Consider the following 16807-nt stretch of genomic DNA (forward strand, 5'->3'; position numbering starts at 1 on the left):
CCGGATCGCCCCATCCCATGCGCGCTTCCACCGGTTTCCGCCGCGCCCTGCTGCGCGCCGCTGTCATCGTGCTCGCCCTGCTGCCGCTCGCCGCCCCGGCCGCCGACGAGGCTCCGCTCACCGTGTTCGCCGCCGCCAGCCTCAAGGGTGCGCTCGACACCGTCGCGTCCGATTACGCCGCAACGGGCCGCGCCGCGCCGCGCGTGGCGTACGCAGCAACCTCCGCGCTGGCCCGTCAGATCGAACAGGGTGCGCCCGCCGATGTGTTCCTCTCCGCCGACAGCGCGTGGATGGACACGCTGCAGAACGCGAACCTCGTCGAGCCCGCCACGCGCCACGATCTGTTGCGCAACACGCTCGTGCTCGTCGCGCCCGCGGACGCGGGCACGCCCGCCTTCGCGCTCGGCGACGCCGGCGCGTGGACGGGCGCGCTCGCCGGCGGCCGCCTCGCGGTGGCGCGTGTCGACGGCGTGCCCGCCGGCAGGTACGCACGCGCCGCACTGCTGCACCTGGGCGTGTGGTCGACACTCGAAGAATCACTCGCGCAGACCGACGACGTGCGCCAGGCCCTGATGTTCGTCGCGCGCGGCGAAGCACCGCTCGGCATCGTCTACCGAACCGATGCCCTCGCCGAGCCGAAGGTGCGCGAACTCGCCGCGTTCCCCGCCGCGAGCCACGCGGCGATCGTCTACCCCGTCGCCGCGGTGAAGCGCAGCGACGCGCACCGCGACACGGCGGCCTTCCTCGCCTACCTGCAGGGCGATGCCGCGGCCGCCGTGTTCCGCGAGGCAGGCTTCGACCTCGCACGATGACGCTGTCGCCCGGCGAACTCGAAGCGATCGCGCTGAGCCTCAAGGTCGCGCTGGTCGCCGCCTTCGCGAGCCTGCCGTTCGGCATCGCGGCGGGCTGGCTGCTGGCGCGTGCGCGGTTCCCGGGCAAGAGCGTGCTCGATGCACTCGTGCACCTGCCGCTGGTGCTGCCGCCGGTGGTGATCGGCTACGCGCTGCTGGTGACGTTCGGCGCGCGCGGCAGCGTCGGGATGTGGCTGCAGCAGACGTTCGGCATCACGTTGGCGTTCAAGTGGACCGGCGCGGCGCTCGCAAGCGCGATCATGGGCTTCCCGCTGCTGGTGCGCGCGATCCGCCTCGCGTTCGAGGCCATCGATCCGAAGCTCGAGCAGGCCGCCGCCACGCTCGGTGCGAACGCGCCGTGGCGCTTCGTCACCGTGTCGCTGCCGCTGGCCTGGCCGGGCATCGTCGCGGGGCTCGTGCTCGCGTTCGCGAAGGCGCTCGGCGAATTCGGCGCGACCATCACCTTCGTCTCCGCGATCCCCGGCGAAACGCAGACGCTGTCGGCCGCGATCTACGGCCTGATGCAGGTGCCGGGCGGCGAGGATGCGATCTGGCGGCTCGCCATCGTCGCGATCGCGATCTCGTTCGCGGCGATCCTCGCGTCGGAATGGCTGGCACGGCGCCAGCGCGGGCGGCGCGAGGCATGAGCGCGGTGTTCGACATCGACGTGTCGCTCGCGCGCGGCGATTTCCGCCGTCAGGTGCAGGTGCAAAGCGATGCGCGCGTGCTCGCGCTCACCGGTGTCTCGGGCGCGGGCAAAACCTCGCTTCTGCAGGCCATCGCCGGCCTGCTGCGCCCGCGCGCAGGCCGCATCGCCGTCGCCGGGCGCACGCTGTTCGACAGCGCCGAACGCATCGACCTGCCCGCGCACCGCCGCCACATCGGCTTCGTGTTCCAGGATGCGCGCCTGTTTCCGCATCTTGCCGTGCGCGCCAACCTCGGCTACGGCGCGCGCTTCGCGAAGGACCGCACGCCGCGCTTCGCCTTCGACGACGTGGTGGCGCTGCTCGGCATCGCGCCGTTGCTCGCGCGGCGCACGGTGAACCTGTCCGGCGGCGAGGCGCAGCGCGTCGCCATCGGCCGCGCATTGTTGTCGCAACCCGACCTGCTGCTGCTCGACGAACCGCTCGCGAGCCTGGACCAGGCGCGCCGCGAGGAGCTGATCCCGTACCTGCAGCGCGTGCGCGACGACAGCGGACTGCCGATGATCTACGTCAGCCATGTCGCCGACGAGGTGCGACGCATGGCCGACACCGTGCTGGCGCTCGACGCTGCGCTGCGCTGAGGCGACACTGGGCAACCCCTCGTCGGTCGACCGGTGTCGCCATGTCCGCCCCCGCCACGCTGCCCGCCGTCCACGCCGCCTTCCTGGCGCAGGCACTGCCGCGGCTGGCGAACGATGCGCGCATCGTCGGCGTCGCCGCGGGCGGCTCGTACATCACCGACACGATGGACGAGCACAGCGATCTCGACCTCGTCGTGGCGATCGAACCGGCACGGGCCGAGACCGTGATGCACGAGCGGCAGGCCATCGCGGCCACGCTCGGGCCGCTGCTCGCGGCCTTCACCGGCGAACATGTCGGCGAGCCGCGCCTGCTGATCGCGCTGTACGACACGACGCCGCTGCTGCATGTCGACCTCAAGTTCGTCGCGCTGCCGGATGCGGCGCAGCGGGTCGAGGATCCGGTGGTGCTGTTCGACCGCGAGGGTCGACTCGCCGCCACGCTCGCGACCGGCGAAGCGCGCTATCCGGCGCCGGACGCGCAGTGGATCGAGGACCGGTTCTGGATCTGGGTGCACTACGCCGGCACGAAGATCGCGCGCGGCGAGTTGTTCGACGCGATCGCGATGCTGGCGTATCTGCGCAGTACGGTCCTCGGCCCGCTTGCGTTGCAGCACGCTGGCGCCCGTCCCTCGGGCGTGCGACGGATCGAGCAGGCGGCGCCGGACATGGCGGCCTGGATGCAGTCGACGCTGGCGACGCATTCGCGCGATTCGTGCATCGACGCCTTGCAGCAGTGCGTGGCCTGTTATCTCGATCTGCGCGGCACTCTCGCCCGGCTCGTGTTCCGCGACGACGCGGAACGTGCCGTGATGGGCTATCTCGACGAGATCGGGTGAGCTTCGGAGCCGGTGCCCACGCCGGTCTCGTGCCAACCTCTCTGCGTCTGGCGAGTCTTCCGTCAACCGCAGTCACGGAGAAGAACCGGAAGCAAGACGCCGCCGCAGTCACCGTGCTTGAGGTCACGCGTCGCTGCGCGGACAGAGCATCAGGCCGGATCGATCGTCAGCCGCGCATCGAGCTGCCGTGCCGCCGTCGCGGCTCCCTTCAGGCTGTCGGCCGGGACGTCGATGCGGAGGCCGGCATCGGTGCCACGCTCCACCACCAGCGTCGGCGTGGAGAGGATGAACGTCGATCCATCGTCACGTCGCTGCTCGATGCGGAAGGCGATCGTCGCCTGCGTCGCGCTCAGCGCCGTGACCCGATAGAACACGCGCAGCCCGCCTGCATCCGCAACATGGGCTTCCCGTTCCTCGTCGACGCCATGATCGAAGAACGAGGTGTCGCCCCGCCCGTCGACACCGATCCGCATGCGACCGGTGACGCGCGTGGCCGGCTCCTGCTCCCGCGGCACGGCAGCGTCCCTTGCAGGCCAGACGGTGATCGTCGCGGTGGCGCCGACACCGTCGTCGGCCGCCGCGCTGCGCAGCGCCAGCGTCTGTCCTGGCGCGATGGAGTCCGACGAGGACATTTCCAGTTCGCCGCCACGTAGCAACTGCACGTCGAGGTGAATGCGGCCCGTGCCGTCGAACCTGGGCACGCCCGTCACTTCCCAGATCGCGCCGTCCTCGCCCATGCGCACCGCGAACGTGCCGCCGCTGCGCACGATGACGCGCGCGGGCTCGGCGGCGGCCGGCGACGAGACGCCAAAGTCCGCCCTCGGTTTCAGGCTCACGTGCGCTTCAATCCAGCGCGCGTCGCCATCGGTCGGCACGCCCGGCTGCAATGCCCACGCCGTCGTTGTCGCGAGCAGTACCAGCAATGCCGCGACAGCGCGCGCCACGCCCAGGCGTTTCGCGCCGGGCAATGGCGCCGCCAGCTGCCGCACACGCGCCAGCAGCGGCCGCCCCGCATCCCAATGGCAGCCAAGAGGCAGCAGTGGCCCAGGCTGTGCCTTCACCAGTGCCTCGGCGTAACTGCGGCGATGCTGCGGATGCGCGGCGAGCACCGTCGCATCGCAAGCGTATTCAAGATCGAGCCGCAGACAGCGCGCGGCCACGTGCACCAGCGGGTGAAACCAGAACACGCAGCGCAGCGTCGCAGCGATGGCCGCGATTCGGGTGTCGCGAGCGTCGCGATGCGCGCGTTCGTGCGCCAGCGCAAGTTCGCGCTCGATCGGCGTGAAGCGTTCGTCGAAGTCGGCCGGCAACACGATGCGCGGCGACAGCACGCCGAGCAGCGCCGGCGTGCCCACGCACGACTGCGCGCGCCAGGTGCCGTCGTCCGCGTGCTGCAGGCCGCCGAGCAGGCGCTCGAAACGCCGCTGCTGCCGCACGCAGAGCAGTGCGCACGCGGCCGACCCCACCGCCCATGCTGCGAGCAACCAGATGCTCCACCCCTCGATTGCGCCGCCCGCAGCCGACGCCACCGACGGCATCGCGTCGAATGACGCGTGAAGTGCCGGCGCCTGCACCACCGCCGGTTCGAGCGTTCGCGCCGGCAGCAGCGCCGCGGCCGGCGCGAGCGGCACGGCGGCCCAGGGCCAGCGCAGCACGGCTGCGCCGCCGAGCCGCCGCAGCGGCACGCGCATCAGCAAGACCAGCACCAGTGCGATCGTCAGCGCGAGCGTGGCGTTCCACAATATCTGCAGCAGGTCAGCGGCCATTGTCGAGCTCCTCGATCAGGCGCTTGAGTTCGGCGATGTCGCGCCTGGACAGCCGGTTGCGTTCGGAGAACTGGGCGACGAGGGGCGCGATGCGACCGCCAAACAGGCGATCCACCAGGCTGTCGGCTTCGCGCTGCTGCCAGTCGTCGCGCTGCAGCACTGCGCTGTAGCGGTAGCGGCGTCCGTCCTTTTCCGCGGCCACGGCACCCTTCTTCAGCAGGCGGTTGAGCAGCGTCTTGATCGTCGCTTCCTGCCAGTCGCGCGTTTGCGACAACGCCGCAACGACGTCGTCGGCATACGCGCTGCGCCTGCGCCAGAGCACCTCCATCACCGCGCTTTCGGCTTCGCTGATCTGCACCGGTGCCACCGTTTACGTTTGTAGACGAAATAAGATTACGCGCGTAAACATCCGGAATGCAAGCCCTCTCGCGGCGGACCGCCGAGACCGGCGACGCCGGTGCGATACTCGCGCCATGCCTGCCGACCGCCTCCACTCGCTCCCCGCCCGCATCGACGCACTGCTCGACCATGCCGTGGACCGCCTGCTCGCCTGTGGCGGCGGCCACGGCGAGCTGCGCGTTGCCGCGCCGCTCGGGCTCGGGAAATCGCATCGCATCCTCAACGCGCTGTATGCGCGCATCGCGGCGGATCCCTCGCGGCCGATGACGCTGATGACGGCGCTGTCGCTGACGCCGCCGTCGCCTGCGTCGGACCTCGAACGGCGGTTTCTGCAGCCGTTTCTCGATCGGCATTTCGGCGAGGACTTTCCCGCGCTCGACTACGCGATCGCCCAGCGCAACGGCACGCTGCCGGCACACGTGGCCATCGAGGAGTTCTATCTGCAGTCCGGCGGACTGCTCGGCAAGCCGGACGCGCAGCGCCGCTACAACAGTCTCAACTACACCCACGTGGCACGCGCGGTGGCCAAGCGCGTGCCGCATGCGATCGTGCACCTGGTGGCCGCGTCGCCGGACGGATCGCAGCTGAGCCTGAGCTGCAATCCGGACCTGACGCTGGACCTGCTCGACCACATCGAACGCCTCGGCGGCGCGCGTCCGCTGCTGCTCGCCGAGGTACACCCGGACCTGCCGTTCCTCGGCGGTGCCGCGCTGGTGGCGCGCGGCTTCTTCGACATCGTGCTCGAGCCAGCCGTGCCCGCGCCGCGCCTGTTCGCGCTGCCGCGGCAGCCGGTGGCCGACGCCGAATTCGCGATCGGCCTGTACGCGAGCACCCTCGTGCGCGACGGCGGCACGCTGCAGATCGGCATCGGCGCGTTGTCCGATGCGCTCACCCACGCCCTGCTGCTGCGCCACACGCGCAACGCCGACTACCGCGCGCTGCTGCGGGCGTTGTGGCCCGAGGTGGAAACCTCGGCGCTGGTACGCGACGAGGGCGGGCTCGATCCGTTCGTGCTCGGCCTTTACGGCGCCAGCGAGATGCTGATGGACGGATTCGCGCACCTGGTCGATGCCGGCATCGTGAAACGGCGTGTGGTCGACGACATCGGCGTCATGCGCCGCGCCAACGCGGGCGCCACGACCGCCGAGGACGATGCGCTGCTGGCGCGTGACGGGCAGTTCCTGCACGGCGGCTTCTTCCTCGGCTCGCACGATTTCTACGCCTGGCTGCGCGGCCTGCCGCCGGACACCGCGCGCGCCATCGGCATGACGCGCATCTCGCACATCAACGAACTCTATGGGCTCAACCAGGAACTCGAGGCGCTGCAGCGGCGCGACGCGCGTTTCTTTAACACCTGCATGATGGCCACCGCGCTCGGCGCGGCGGTGTCCGATGCGCTCGACGACGGCCAGGTGGTGTCGGGCGTCGGCGGCCAGTACAACTTCGTGGCGATGGCGCACGCGCTCGACGATGCGCGCTCGGTATTGATGCTGCGCGCGACTCGCACCTCCGGCGGCACGCTGCGCTCGAACATCGTGTGGAACTACGGACACACCACGATTCCGCGGCATCTGCGCGACATCTGCATCACCGAGTACGGCATCGCGGACCTGCGCGGGATGTGCGACGAGGATTGCATCGCCGCCATGCTCCGCATCGCCGATTCCGCCTGCGCTCCGGGCCTGCGCGCGCAGGCGCTGCAGGCCGGGAAACTGGCGACCGACACGCCGACGCCGACCCCGGGCCGCAACACCGCCGCCGCACTGCGCGCCACGCTGGCTCCGTTCCGCGCCGCAGGCCTGCTGCCGGACTATCCGCTCGGCAGCGACTTCACCCCGGTGGAACAGCACCTCGCGCGTGCGCTCGGCTGGCTGAAGCGAAACACCGCGACGCGGGGCGGGATGCTGTCGACCCTGTGGGCCGCGCTGCGTGCGTCATCGCGCGATGCGGACGACGAAGCGATGCGGCGCATGGCGCTTGATCGTCCGACCGGCTGGCGCGAGCACCTGAGCGCGGGTCTCGTGCGCCTTGCGCTGGCGCGGACGCGCGATCGCGCACGGTCGTAGGCGCGCTCCGCGTCACTGCACGCGCTGGCGTTCGCCGCACGCGTGCGGCAGGTCCTCGAAGCCGTCGCAGAACAACCACGGCGACACCGGCACGAAGTACTCGATGCAGCCGTCCTGCTGCGCATTCGCCACGCAGGCCGCGAGGCTCGGCCCCGGCTGCAGCGTGTCGCCGATCGCGAACACGAAGCGGCCTTCGGCCGGCGCGTCGGCCAGCACGTCGAACACGAGGTTGGCCACGCCGCTGTAGCCCGTGACGCTCGGCGGCAGCCCCTGCGGATACTCGCAGATGACGGTCTGGCCAGCGGCCGCGCTGCCGCTGGCGCTGCAGGTGGCGGGCGGCGACGCGGTGGCGCGGTCGTAGGCGAAACCGGCCGGCGCCGACACGCGCAGCGTCATCGCACCCGCGCTGCCGTCGCCGGCGTTGGCGAAGCTCGGCTGCACCGTGGTTTCGGTGAGCCGGTGCACCGCCGCACCGGGTAGATGCTGCACGGATAGGAATTCGAGCTTCGGTTGCGGCATGGCCTGGGTCTGGATCGCTCCGTAGTATCCGCAGCCCACCGGCATCGGCGTGTCGACGCAGGTGGACAGGTCGCGCGCCGGCTGCTGCGCGTTGTGCACGGTGGCGACCACCGGATGCGGGCCGGGGATGGCGATGTCGTCGGCGATGTCGACAAGGAACTGCAGGCCCGCCGTCTGCTGGTCCTGGCCGTCGTAGAAGTACGCGGTGGTGCAGCGCACGCGCTGGCCCTGTGCGTCCGGCGCCTCGTTCACGCAGTCGAACGGCGGACTACCGCCACCGCCGTAGCGCGTGATGCCGGGCGGCAGCTGCACATCGACGACCACCGGGCCGTTGTTCTGGCCGTAGCCGGTGTTGCGGAAGCCCATGTTGATCGAGCCCTGCCCGCCGGCGGTGAACGGCTGCGTCCAGTGGCTCCAGAAGGCCTGCGAGAACTCCACCTGCGAACGCCGGTGCGGGATGCTGCGCTCGACGCAGCCGGTGTCGGAGGTGGCCATGTTGTAGACCGGCACGTCCTCGCACACCACGGGATCGGGCAACGGGACTTCGGCGCTTTCGAGCGTCGCGCGAACAAGCCCGGCGCCGGGGATCGGAATGCCGGGCGCGGTGTCGATGTGGACGGACATGCCGCTCGATCCCCAGTTCCAGTAGGTGAGATCGGCGGGATAGCTGCATTCCACCGACTGGCCCGCGGCGACGCAAGTCCAGAGGCCGCCGTTCATGCCGGCGTAACTCACCCCCGGAGGCAGCTCGACGCGCAGCGTGAAAGGGCCCTGCGCGGTGAGATCATCGAGCTCCGACGCATTGAGCAGGGTGAAGGTGAAGCCGATCCCGTTTTCGCCGTTGGCACCGAAGGTGCCGCTGTCGAGCGTCGGCGGCGGCCCCATCTGCACCTCGAGCCGTGGCGTGACGCCGGCTTGGACCGATCCGGACGCGGCCAGGCATGCGGCCAGTGCGATGGCGCCTGCGCGCGTGTTCCGATCCATAGGTGTCGCCCCTGTTCCGGCTTCGTGGCCGCAGCGGCATGCTGCCCTCGATGGCGCGCGCGTGGCACCCCGCGATCGCGGGGGTGGCCGCCGACGCGGCACTCGGCGTCGACGACGCGAAGTCCCTGCGCTTGCGCGCAGGGTCGGCTCAGCTCACGCGGGCTGCACCCGCACCATGCGCGCCTCGCGGATCGGCAGATTGCACAGCGCGGCGAACAGCGCGAGCGCGATGTCGGCGTACCACATCAGGTCGTAGTTGCCGTAGCGCGTCATCGCCAGCCCGCCGAGGAAGGCGCCGAAAAATCCGCCGACCTGGTGCGACAGCAGCGTGAGCCCGAACAGCGTGGCGAGGTAGCGCGGACCGTAGAGCTTGCCGACGATGCCGGCGGTGGGCGGCACCGTCGCGAGCCAGGTGGCGCCGAGACCGGCGGCGAAAAGATAAAACGTCAGTGGCGTCGGCGGCGCGAGCAGGTAGAGCACGATCAGCAGCGCGCGCGAGGCGTACATCCACGCCAGAATGTACTTGCTGCGGACGCGCGCCGTGGCCCAGCCGGCCGCAAGGCTGCCCACGATATTCGACAGCCCGATGATCGCCAGCGACCAGCCCGCGACCTGCGGGGACAGCCCGCACAGCGCCACCTCGCCCGGCAGGTGCGTGACCAGGAACGCGATGTGGAAGCCGCAGGTGAAGAACCCCGCATGCAGCAGCAGGTAGCTGCGATCGCCCATTGCCTGTGCGACGCTCTGGCGCAGCGTGAGTTCGGCCGGCGCGCCGACGGCGGGCGCCGCGCGCGGCATGCCGCGCAGCGGCCGCACCAGCGGCAGCGACGCCAGCGTGATCGCCGCCAGCGACCACATCGCCCCGGCCCAGCCGAGCAGTGCGATCAGCTTCTGCAGCAGCGGCGCGAACACGAACTGCCCGAACGAGCCGCCCGCATTGATCACGCCCGCGGCCTGGCCGCGCTGCTGCGGCGTCAGATGCTGCGCGGCCGCGCCGATCAGCACGGCGAAGCTGCCGGCGCCGGAACCGATGGCCGACAGCAGCCCCAGCGACACGATGAAGCCGAACGTGCCGCCCATGAACGGCGTCACCGCGCTGCCGAGCGCGAGGATGACGATGCCCCCGGCGAGCACACGCGCGGGACCGTGCCGGTCCGCGATGGCGCCCGCGATCGGCTGCGCCACGCCCCACATCAGCTGGCCGACGGCGAGCGCGAGACTGATCGCCGCAAGACCGAGCCCGCTGCTGTCCTGGATCGGCGCGACGAACAGGCCGAGCGACTGGCGCGCACCCATCGTCACCATCAGCACGGCCGCGGCGGCGGCGACGACGAGGAAAACGCGTGCCGGAACGGCCGGCGCGGCGCCGGGCTGCGCGGACGCGTTCATGCGATCCCCTCGCGCGGCGTGGCGGCGCGCGACGGAGCAGCACGGCGGGCACGCGTGCCCTTCGCCCTCGCGCCGGAAGCAGGCTCGCGCAGCGCCCCGTGCAGTTGTCTCGTGGTGAAGGCGGCCAGGCGCAGCAATTCGGCGCGCGATGCGCCGGCAGCGGCCTGCACGGCCATGCCCTGGCCGAGCGCCATGATGCTGCGTGCGAGCTCTGCAGGCGCGGTCCCGCGCTGCAGCTCGCCTGCGGCGGCGGCACGCTCGAAGCGTTTGGTCAGCGTGGCAAGCCGGGCGCGGCGACGTTTCACGAGCTCCTCCTGCACGCCGCTGGCGCCGTCGCTGCAGGCCAGCGCGCCGTTGACGGCAAAGCACCCGCGCGGGCAACCGGGCGTGGTGACGAGGCGGGCGTAGCCGTCGAGCAGCGCGGCGATGACGTCGTGCGCGGTCGGCAGCAGCAGCGCGTTGCGGGTGAAGGCCATGTGGCGGTCGACGTAATGGTCGAGCACGCGCAGATAGAGGGACTCCTTGTTGCCGAAGGTGGCGTACAGGCTGGGACGCTGCATGCCGGTGGCGGCGGTGAGATCGGGCAGCGAGGTGCCTTCGAAGCCGTGTTTCCAGAAGACTTGGAGCGCGGCGTCGAGCGCGGCGTCGGGAGCGACGTTGCGCGGGCGACCGCGGGTGGCGGGTGGCTCGGTGATTTTCATACCGATCGATACTAAATTCGGATCAGCGCGGGTGCAAGGCCTGCAATGCTCAACTGCGCTTGAGCCCCTCTCCCTCCGGGAGAGGGGTTGGGGAGAGGGTTCGGGATGCTGAGGCGTGGGGGATTGCGCAGAGATGGCAAGTCGCCTGACTTTCCGTGCCTTGGCCATTTGAGGCTTGAGCGTTTGCTCGGCTGCGCAGGGAAAAACAGGCAATGGCTTCGAAGAGAGTTTCTCGGTGTCCTGCACCGAGGCCTACCGGACCCTCACCCCATCCCCTCTCCCGGAGGGAGAGGGGCTTCAGCGCGGGCGAGACGAGCGGGCGTGCCGCCGGGCAGCCGAATCAGAGTGCGCGCGCGAGCTCCACCACGCGTTCCACCGTGATGCCGAAGTGCTTGAACAGCACCTCGGCCGGCGCCGACGCGCCGAACGTGTCGATGCCGACCACCGCGCCATCGAGTCCCACGTACTTGCACCAGTAGTCGGTGACGCCGGCTTCGATCGCGATGCGTTTGCGGCACCACGACGGCAGCACGCCTTCGCGCCATTCCAGCGGCTGGCGATCGAACATGTTGCTGTTGGGCATCGAGACCACGCGCACCTTCGTGCCGGCGTCCGACAGCTGGCGTGCCGCCTGCATCGCGAGCTCCACCTCCGAGCCGGTGGCGATGAGGATGAGGTCGAACGTGCCGTCCGCCGGATCCATGAGCACATAGCCGCCACGTGCGATGTCCTGCACCTGCTGCTCGGTGCGGTGCTGGTGCTGCAGGTTCTGGCGGCTGAAGACCAGGCACGTCGGGCCGGTGCGGGTTTCGATGGCGACCTTCCACGCCACGGCGCTTTCCACCGCATCGCAGGGACGCCACACCGAGTTGTTCGGGATGTAGCGCAGGCTCGCCAGGTGTTCCACCGGCTGGTGCGTGGGGCCGTCCTCGCCCAGGCCGATCGAGTCGTGCGTGAAGACGTGGATGGCATGCGCCGGGATCAGCGCGCTCATGCGCAGCGCGTTGCGCGAGTAGTCGCTGAAGACGAGGAAGGTGGCGTCGTACGGCACAAAGCCACCATGCAGCGCGAGACCGTTGGCGATGGCGCTCATGCCGAATTCGCGCACGCCGTAGTGGATGTAGTTGGCGTCTGGACTTTCCTGCGCGACGCTCCTGGAGCCTTTCCACAGCGTGAGGTTGGAGTGCGCCAGATCCGCCGAGCCGCCGACGAGCTCCGGCAGCAGCGGCGCGAACGCATCGAGCGCCATCTGCGACGCCTTGCGCGAGGCCACGGTGAGGCCGTCGACCTGCAGCTTGCGCACGTAGGCCCAGCTCGCGTCGTCCCACGACGCGGGAAGTTCGCCGCGCATGCGCCGGTGGAACTCGTCGGCCAGCTCCGGATGCTGCGCGGCGTAGGCGTCGAACAGCGAGGTCCACGCGCGCTCGGCCTCGGCGCCGCGCGCGGTGGCGTCCCAGCGCTGTGCGATCGCCTCGGGCGTCTCGAACGGTGCGTGCGTCCACGCAAGCCCGCTGCGCGTCAGCGCGAGTTCGTCCTTGCCCAGCGGCGCGCCGTGCGAGGACTCCTTGCCGGCCTTGTTCGGCGAGCCGTAGCCGATCTGCGTCTTGCAGCAGATCAGCGTCGGCTTGCCGGAGGCTTTCTGCGCGGTCTTGATGGCCTGTCCGATTTCGACCGGATCGTGGCCGTTGACGTTGCGGATGACCTGCCAGCCGTAGGCTTCGAAGCGCCTGGGCGTGTCGTCGGTGAACCAGCCGCTGACATCGCCGTCGATCGAGATGCCGTTGTCGTCGTACAGCGCGATCAGCTTGTCGAGCTTGAGCGTGCCGGCCAGCGAGCAGGCCTCGTGCGAGATGCCTTCCATCAGGCAGCCGTCGCCGAGGAAGACCCAGGTGTGGTGGTCGACGATCTCGAAGCCGTCGCGGTTGAAGCGGCGCGCGAGCATTTTTTCTGCCAGCGCAAACCCGACCGCGTTGGCCAGCCCCTGGCCGAGCGGGCCGGTGGTGGTCTCGACGCCGGGGGTCTCGGACGCCTCCGGATGACCCGCGGTTTTCGAGTGCAGCTGGCGGAAGCGCTTGAGTTCGTCGATCGGCAGGTCGTAGCCGGACAGGTGCAGCAGCGCGTACAGCAGCATCGAGCCGTGGCCGTTGGAGAGCACGAAACGGTCGCGGTTGGCCCAGCGCGGATTGCGCGGGTTGTGGCGCAGGAAATCGTTCCACAGCACTTCGGCGATGTCGGCCATGCCCATCGGCATGCCGGGGTGGCCGCTTTTTGCCGCTTCCACGGCGTCGGCGGCGAGGAAACGGATGGCATTGGCGAGGTCGCGGCGGCTCGGCGTCGTCATGGGGGGCGTCGTCTGGAGATGGGGAAGAGCGTCCGGCGCGGAGCGGCGGGCGGACGGGTATTGTCCCATCGCGGGGGCGGCGTTGTCGCGCCGGAATGCGGATGGATTCGTGGGCGTGGCGGGATGTCGCCGTGCCCCCCTTCCGCCTGCCGGCACCTTCCCCCGCAAGCGGTAGAAGGACTTCCTCAACAGGCGTTGAGAGCCGACGGCGTCTTCGGCCGTCGGCCGTCGGCCGTCGGATGTCGCATCGGAGCATCCCTTCTCCCGCCTGCGGGGGAAGGTGCCGGCAGGCGGAAGGGGGTCGTTCCGGAGCCCGCGCAGGACGCGTATTGCCGAGGGCGGTTACCCCGCACTCCTGCGCAGCTCGCCCAGCCGCACCCGCGCCGGATGCGTGGCCACCAGTTCGCGTTCCAGCGGCCCGGCCAGCGCGTCGAGTTGCGCGGGCGTGGGCGTGCGGGCATCCACATCGAGGCGTTCGAGCCGGGCTTCGGCAAGGAATGGATGATCGGCAGGAAAGGTTTCCTGCATCACCGCAATGAACCGGTCGAACGCGGCCGCCGCGTCGGCATTGCGCCCTTCGGCCTGCGCGATGCGGCCGTCGAGGCGGTCGACGTTGGCACGTACCAGGGGGAACACTTCTTTCAGCGTCGCATCGAGCGTCCGTGCCTGCGCCAGCAGGCGCTTCGCCTCCGCCACGTCGCCCCGCGCGAGCGCGATGTTGCCGCCGTTGAGCGCGACGATGAGATGCGCGCTGTTGGGTGCGGTGTGCACGCGCGCCCACATCGCGTTGCCGAGCCGCCATTGCGCCAGCGCTTCGTCGTGTCGACCCAGACGCGACAGCACGCGTGCGAAATTCGCATGCGCGCGGGCCACTGCGGGCGAGTCTGCGCCAGCCGCATTCGCGATGCGCAAGGCGAGCGAGCGCTCGAACAGCGGCACTGCGCGCGCGTAGTCGCCGCTGTCGTCCCAGGCCGAGGCGAGGTTGTTGAGCGGCGCGGCGAGTTCGGCCGAATCGCGACCCAGATGTTTTTCGTCGATCTCGATCGCTCGCTGGTAGTGCTGCGCGGCTTCCGCGAAGCGGCCGAGGTCGTGCACCACGGAGCCGAGGTCGTTTTCGCTCGCGGCCACGCGCGGCGAATCGAAGCCGTGCACCTGCTTGCGCAGGTCGAGGACGCGACGCAGATTGGTTTCCGCATCGACGAGCTTGCCCTGCTCGCGCTGCACGCGCGCAAGCTGGGTGAGCGTGTTGAGCGTGCGCGGATGGGTTTCGCCGACGCTGGCGTCCTTCGAGGCGAGCGACTGCTGCAAAAGCGCCTCGGCGTCGGACAGGCGGTCCTGCTCGCGCGCGACCATGCCCAGGTTGTGCAGGGTCGACGAAATTTCCACGGGCGTCGCATCGGGTGCGCTGCGGCGGAGCACCAGCGCATGCTCGAGCGCGGCTCGGGCCTCGTCCTGGCGACCGATGTCCTGCAGGATCATGCCGAGCGAGTTCCATGCATTGCCTTCGACGCGGGCCGGCAGTCTGTTCGCCTGCACGTACGCCAGCGCGGCGCGCGCGGCGGTTTCAGCCTCGGCGCCGCGGTTGTTCCACAGCAGCGACTGCGCAATGCGATCCTGCAGCGCGGCTGCCTGCACGGCGTCGCCGCTGCCGACGCCGAGCGCGCCGGCTTCGTGGAACAGGTCGAGCGCGAGCGCCGGCAGGCCGATGTTGTCGTAGATGTCGCCCAGCACCAGCAGCATGCGGCGGCGCAGCTGCGGCTGCTGCGCGAGCGCGTCGCCGAGCTGGGCGCGGCCGCGGTCGAGCAGTTCGCGCGCGGTGATGTCCGGATTGGCGCCGGCTTCGGGATCGGCTTCCTCGAAGATGCCGGTGAGGAACCCGATCACCTGTTCGGCCGCGGCAGTCTGTTCGAGGGCGATGCGTTCGGCCGCGAGCGCGCGGTCGCGCTGCTCGACCAGGCGCCAGGTGAAGACGCCGGCCATCAGCAGCATCAGCACGCCGAACGCGGCCACCGGCCAGCGTCGGCGCAGCAGGCGCGAACCGCGATAGAGCATGCCGCCGGCCTTCGCGCGCGCGCGCAGCGGGAAGTGGCCGAACCAGCGCTCGATGTCCTCGGCGATGAGGCCGGCGCTGGCGTAGCGCTGCGCCGGTTCCCTGGCCGTGGCGTGGCGCACGATGGCGTCGAGGTCGCCGCGCAGGCGCCCGGCCCAGCGCACGCCGTCGCGCGCCGCCCTCGCGCTGGTGGGGCGCGTGGCGTGCACGGCGGCGGTCGGCTCGGGCGTCGCCGGCGACGGCGCGAGCAGCTCGTCGAGGATCAGGCCCAGGCTGTAGATGTCGCTGGCCGTGCTCATCGGCTGGCCCGCGCGCTGCTCGGGGCTGGCGTAGCGCGGGGTCATGTAGCCGGCGCCGTGCGCCTCGGGCACGTCGCCGATGAGGCGCGCGATGCCGAAATCCAGCAGCACCGGCACGCCGTCGCGCACCAGGATGTTGGATGGCTTCAGGTCGCAATGCAGCACCAAGTGTGCGTGGGCGAACTGCACGGTGCGGCAGACATCGGCGAACAGGCGCAGGCGCGCGGGCAGGTCGAGCCTGTGACTTTCGCACCAGACATCGATGCGCTGGCCGTCGATGTATTCCATCACGAGGTACGGCGTGCCGTCCTCGCTGACGCCGCCATCGACCAGGCGCGCGATGCCCGGATGCTGCAGATCGGCGAGGATCTGCCGTTCGCGCAGGAAATACTGCTCGGCGTCGGCACCGGTGGTGGTGCGCAGCAGCTTGATCGCGACGCGCTGGCGGTACTGGCCGTCGTCGCGATCGGCGAGATAGACGCGGCCCATGCCGCCTTCGGCGAGCGTCGAGACGATGCGCCACGGGCCAAGTCGCGATCCCGGCGGCAGTTCCGGCGCGAGCGTGTCGAGCATGCCGAGCACCGGGCCGAGCACGCGCGCGCCGACCGTATCGGCGTTGCACAGCGCCAGCACTTCGTCGACGAGATCCGGCGCCACGCCGTCCGCTTCGAGCCGCGCGCGTTGCTGCGGCGGCGGCAGGTCACAGACGCGGTCGAACAGATCGCGCACCTGCTCCCAGCGCGCGTCGGCGCTCATGCGCTCAGCTGCTTGCCGAGGAAGGCGCGGCCGAAGCGCAGGTCGCGGTCGACGGTGGCGATGCTCACCTGCAGCACGTCGGCGATTTCGTCGCGCTGCATGCCGCCGAAGTAGGTCATCTCGATCACGCGTGCCAGGCGCGGATCGCGCTGTTCCAGCAGGCCGAGGGCCTGTTCCAGCGCGAGCAGATCGGCCTCGTGCTGCGGCTGGGCGGAATCGACGCCCTCCAGCGTCACCATCACCGCGCCGCCGCCGCGCTTGGCCGCCAGGCGCGCGCGCGCGTGGTCGACGAGGATGTTGCGCATCTGCAGCGCGGCCACCGCGAGGAAGTGCGAGCGGTTGTTCCAGTCCACGTCGCTGCCGAGCAGGCGCATCAATGCCTCGTGCACGAGCGCGGTCGGTTGCAGCGTGGGCGAACGCTCGGCGTCGCCCATGCGCGAGGCGGCCATGCGGCGCAGCGCGCCGTACACCTGCTCGACCACGCGATCGCGCGCGCTGCTGTCGCCGCCGCGCCAGGCGTGCAGCAGGCCGGTGAGGTCGGCGTCGGATTTCGGCTGCATCGCGG

13 protein-coding genes are annotated in these 16807 nt (G+C 70.6%); 5 read left to right on the plus strand and 8 right to left on the minus strand.

The window, feature by feature from the left end:
* Nucleotides 1-17: 17 nt before the first annotated feature.
* The 4 genes from modA to HNQ52_RS14180 are packed head-to-tail and all read left to right on the plus strand — an operon-like array spanning nt 18 to nt 2972.
* Nucleotides 18-812 (plus strand): molybdate ABC transporter substrate-binding protein, encoded by a 795-nt coding sequence (modA, locus tag HNQ52_RS14165; protein WP_183961821.1) that lies wholly within the window; start codon nt 18-20, stop codon nt 810-812.
* Nucleotides 809-1498, plus strand: a complete 690-nt coding sequence (gene modB, locus HNQ52_RS14170; protein ID WP_183961822.1) for a molybdate ABC transporter permease subunit — start codon at nt 809-811, stop codon at nt 1496-1498. Before modA ends, modB begins: the two co-directional genes overlap by 4 nt.
* A 5-nt stretch (nt 1499-1503) precedes the next feature.
* Entirely contained in the window at nt 1504-2136 is a 633-nt protein-coding gene (modC, locus tag HNQ52_RS14175; RefSeq protein ID WP_183961888.1) for a molybdenum ABC transporter ATP-binding protein, read from the plus strand.
* A gap of 41 nt (nt 2137-2177) precedes the next feature.
* Nucleotides 2178-2972, plus strand: a complete 795-nt coding sequence (locus tag HNQ52_RS14180; RefSeq protein WP_183961823.1) for a nucleotidyltransferase domain-containing protein — start codon at nt 2178-2180, stop codon at nt 2970-2972.
* Between the two features lie 149 nt (nt 2973-3121).
* Here HNQ52_RS14180 and HNQ52_RS14185 read toward each other — a convergent pair whose 3' ends face one another.
* A complete protein-coding gene (locus tag HNQ52_RS14185) occupies nt 3122-4738 on the minus strand; it encodes a M56 family metallopeptidase (RefSeq protein ID WP_183961824.1) in 1617 nt (538 codons plus the stop codon).
* On the minus strand, nt 4728-5096 hold the full coding sequence (locus tag HNQ52_RS14190; protein WP_183961825.1) for a BlaI/MecI/CopY family transcriptional regulator: 369 nt from the start codon (nt 5094-5096) through the stop codon (nt 4728-4730). Before HNQ52_RS14190 ends, HNQ52_RS14185 begins: the two co-directional genes overlap by 11 nt.
* A gap of 115 nt (nt 5097-5211) precedes the next feature.
* On the opposite strand from HNQ52_RS14190, the gene HNQ52_RS14195 reads away from it, so the two are divergent.
* A complete protein-coding gene (locus HNQ52_RS14195) occupies nt 5212-7203 on the plus strand; it encodes an acetyl-CoA hydrolase/transferase C-terminal domain-containing protein (RefSeq protein ID WP_183961826.1) in 1992 nt (663 codons plus the stop codon).
* 12 nt (nt 7204-7215) lie between these two features.
* Here HNQ52_RS14195 and HNQ52_RS14200 read toward each other — a convergent pair whose 3' ends face one another.
* The 6 genes from HNQ52_RS14200 to HNQ52_RS14225 form a co-directional block, all read right to left on the minus strand.
* Nucleotides 7216-8607, minus strand: a complete 1392-nt coding sequence (locus tag HNQ52_RS14200; RefSeq protein WP_183961827.1) for a hypothetical protein — start codon at nt 8605-8607, stop codon at nt 7216-7218.
* A 252-nt stretch (nt 8608-8859) separates the two neighbouring features.
* Entirely contained in the window at nt 8860-10095 is a 1236-nt protein-coding gene (locus HNQ52_RS14205; RefSeq protein ID WP_183961828.1) for an MFS transporter, read from the minus strand.
* Nucleotides 10092-10796 (minus strand): TetR/AcrR family transcriptional regulator, encoded by a 705-nt coding sequence (locus HNQ52_RS14210; protein ID WP_183961829.1) that lies wholly within the window; start codon nt 10794-10796, stop codon nt 10092-10094. Before HNQ52_RS14210 ends, HNQ52_RS14205 begins: the two co-directional genes overlap by 4 nt.
* 340 nt (nt 10797-11136) lie before the next feature.
* Entirely contained in the window at nt 11137-13137 is a 2001-nt protein-coding gene (gene tkt / locus HNQ52_RS14215) for a transketolase (RefSeq protein ID WP_183961830.1), read from the minus strand.
* A gap of 342 nt (nt 13138-13479) precedes the next feature.
* The gene (locus HNQ52_RS14220) at nt 13480-16242 is read right to left on the minus strand and encodes a serine/threonine-protein kinase (RefSeq protein ID WP_183961831.1); all 2763 of its coding nucleotides are present in this window, start codon (nt 16240-16242) and stop codon (nt 13480-13482) included.
* The gene (locus HNQ52_RS14225; RefSeq protein ID WP_183961832.1) at nt 16239-16802 is read right to left on the minus strand and encodes an ECF-type sigma factor; all 564 of its coding nucleotides are present in this window, start codon (nt 16800-16802) and stop codon (nt 16239-16241) included. Before HNQ52_RS14225 ends, HNQ52_RS14220 begins: the two co-directional genes overlap by 4 nt.
* Nucleotides 16803-16807: the final 5 nt, after the last annotated feature.

Source organism: Chiayiivirga flava, from assembly GCF_014202825.1.
In the GTDB taxonomy this organism is placed as follows: domain Bacteria; phylum Pseudomonadota; class Gammaproteobacteria; order Xanthomonadales; family Xanthomonadaceae; genus Chiayiivirga; species Chiayiivirga flava.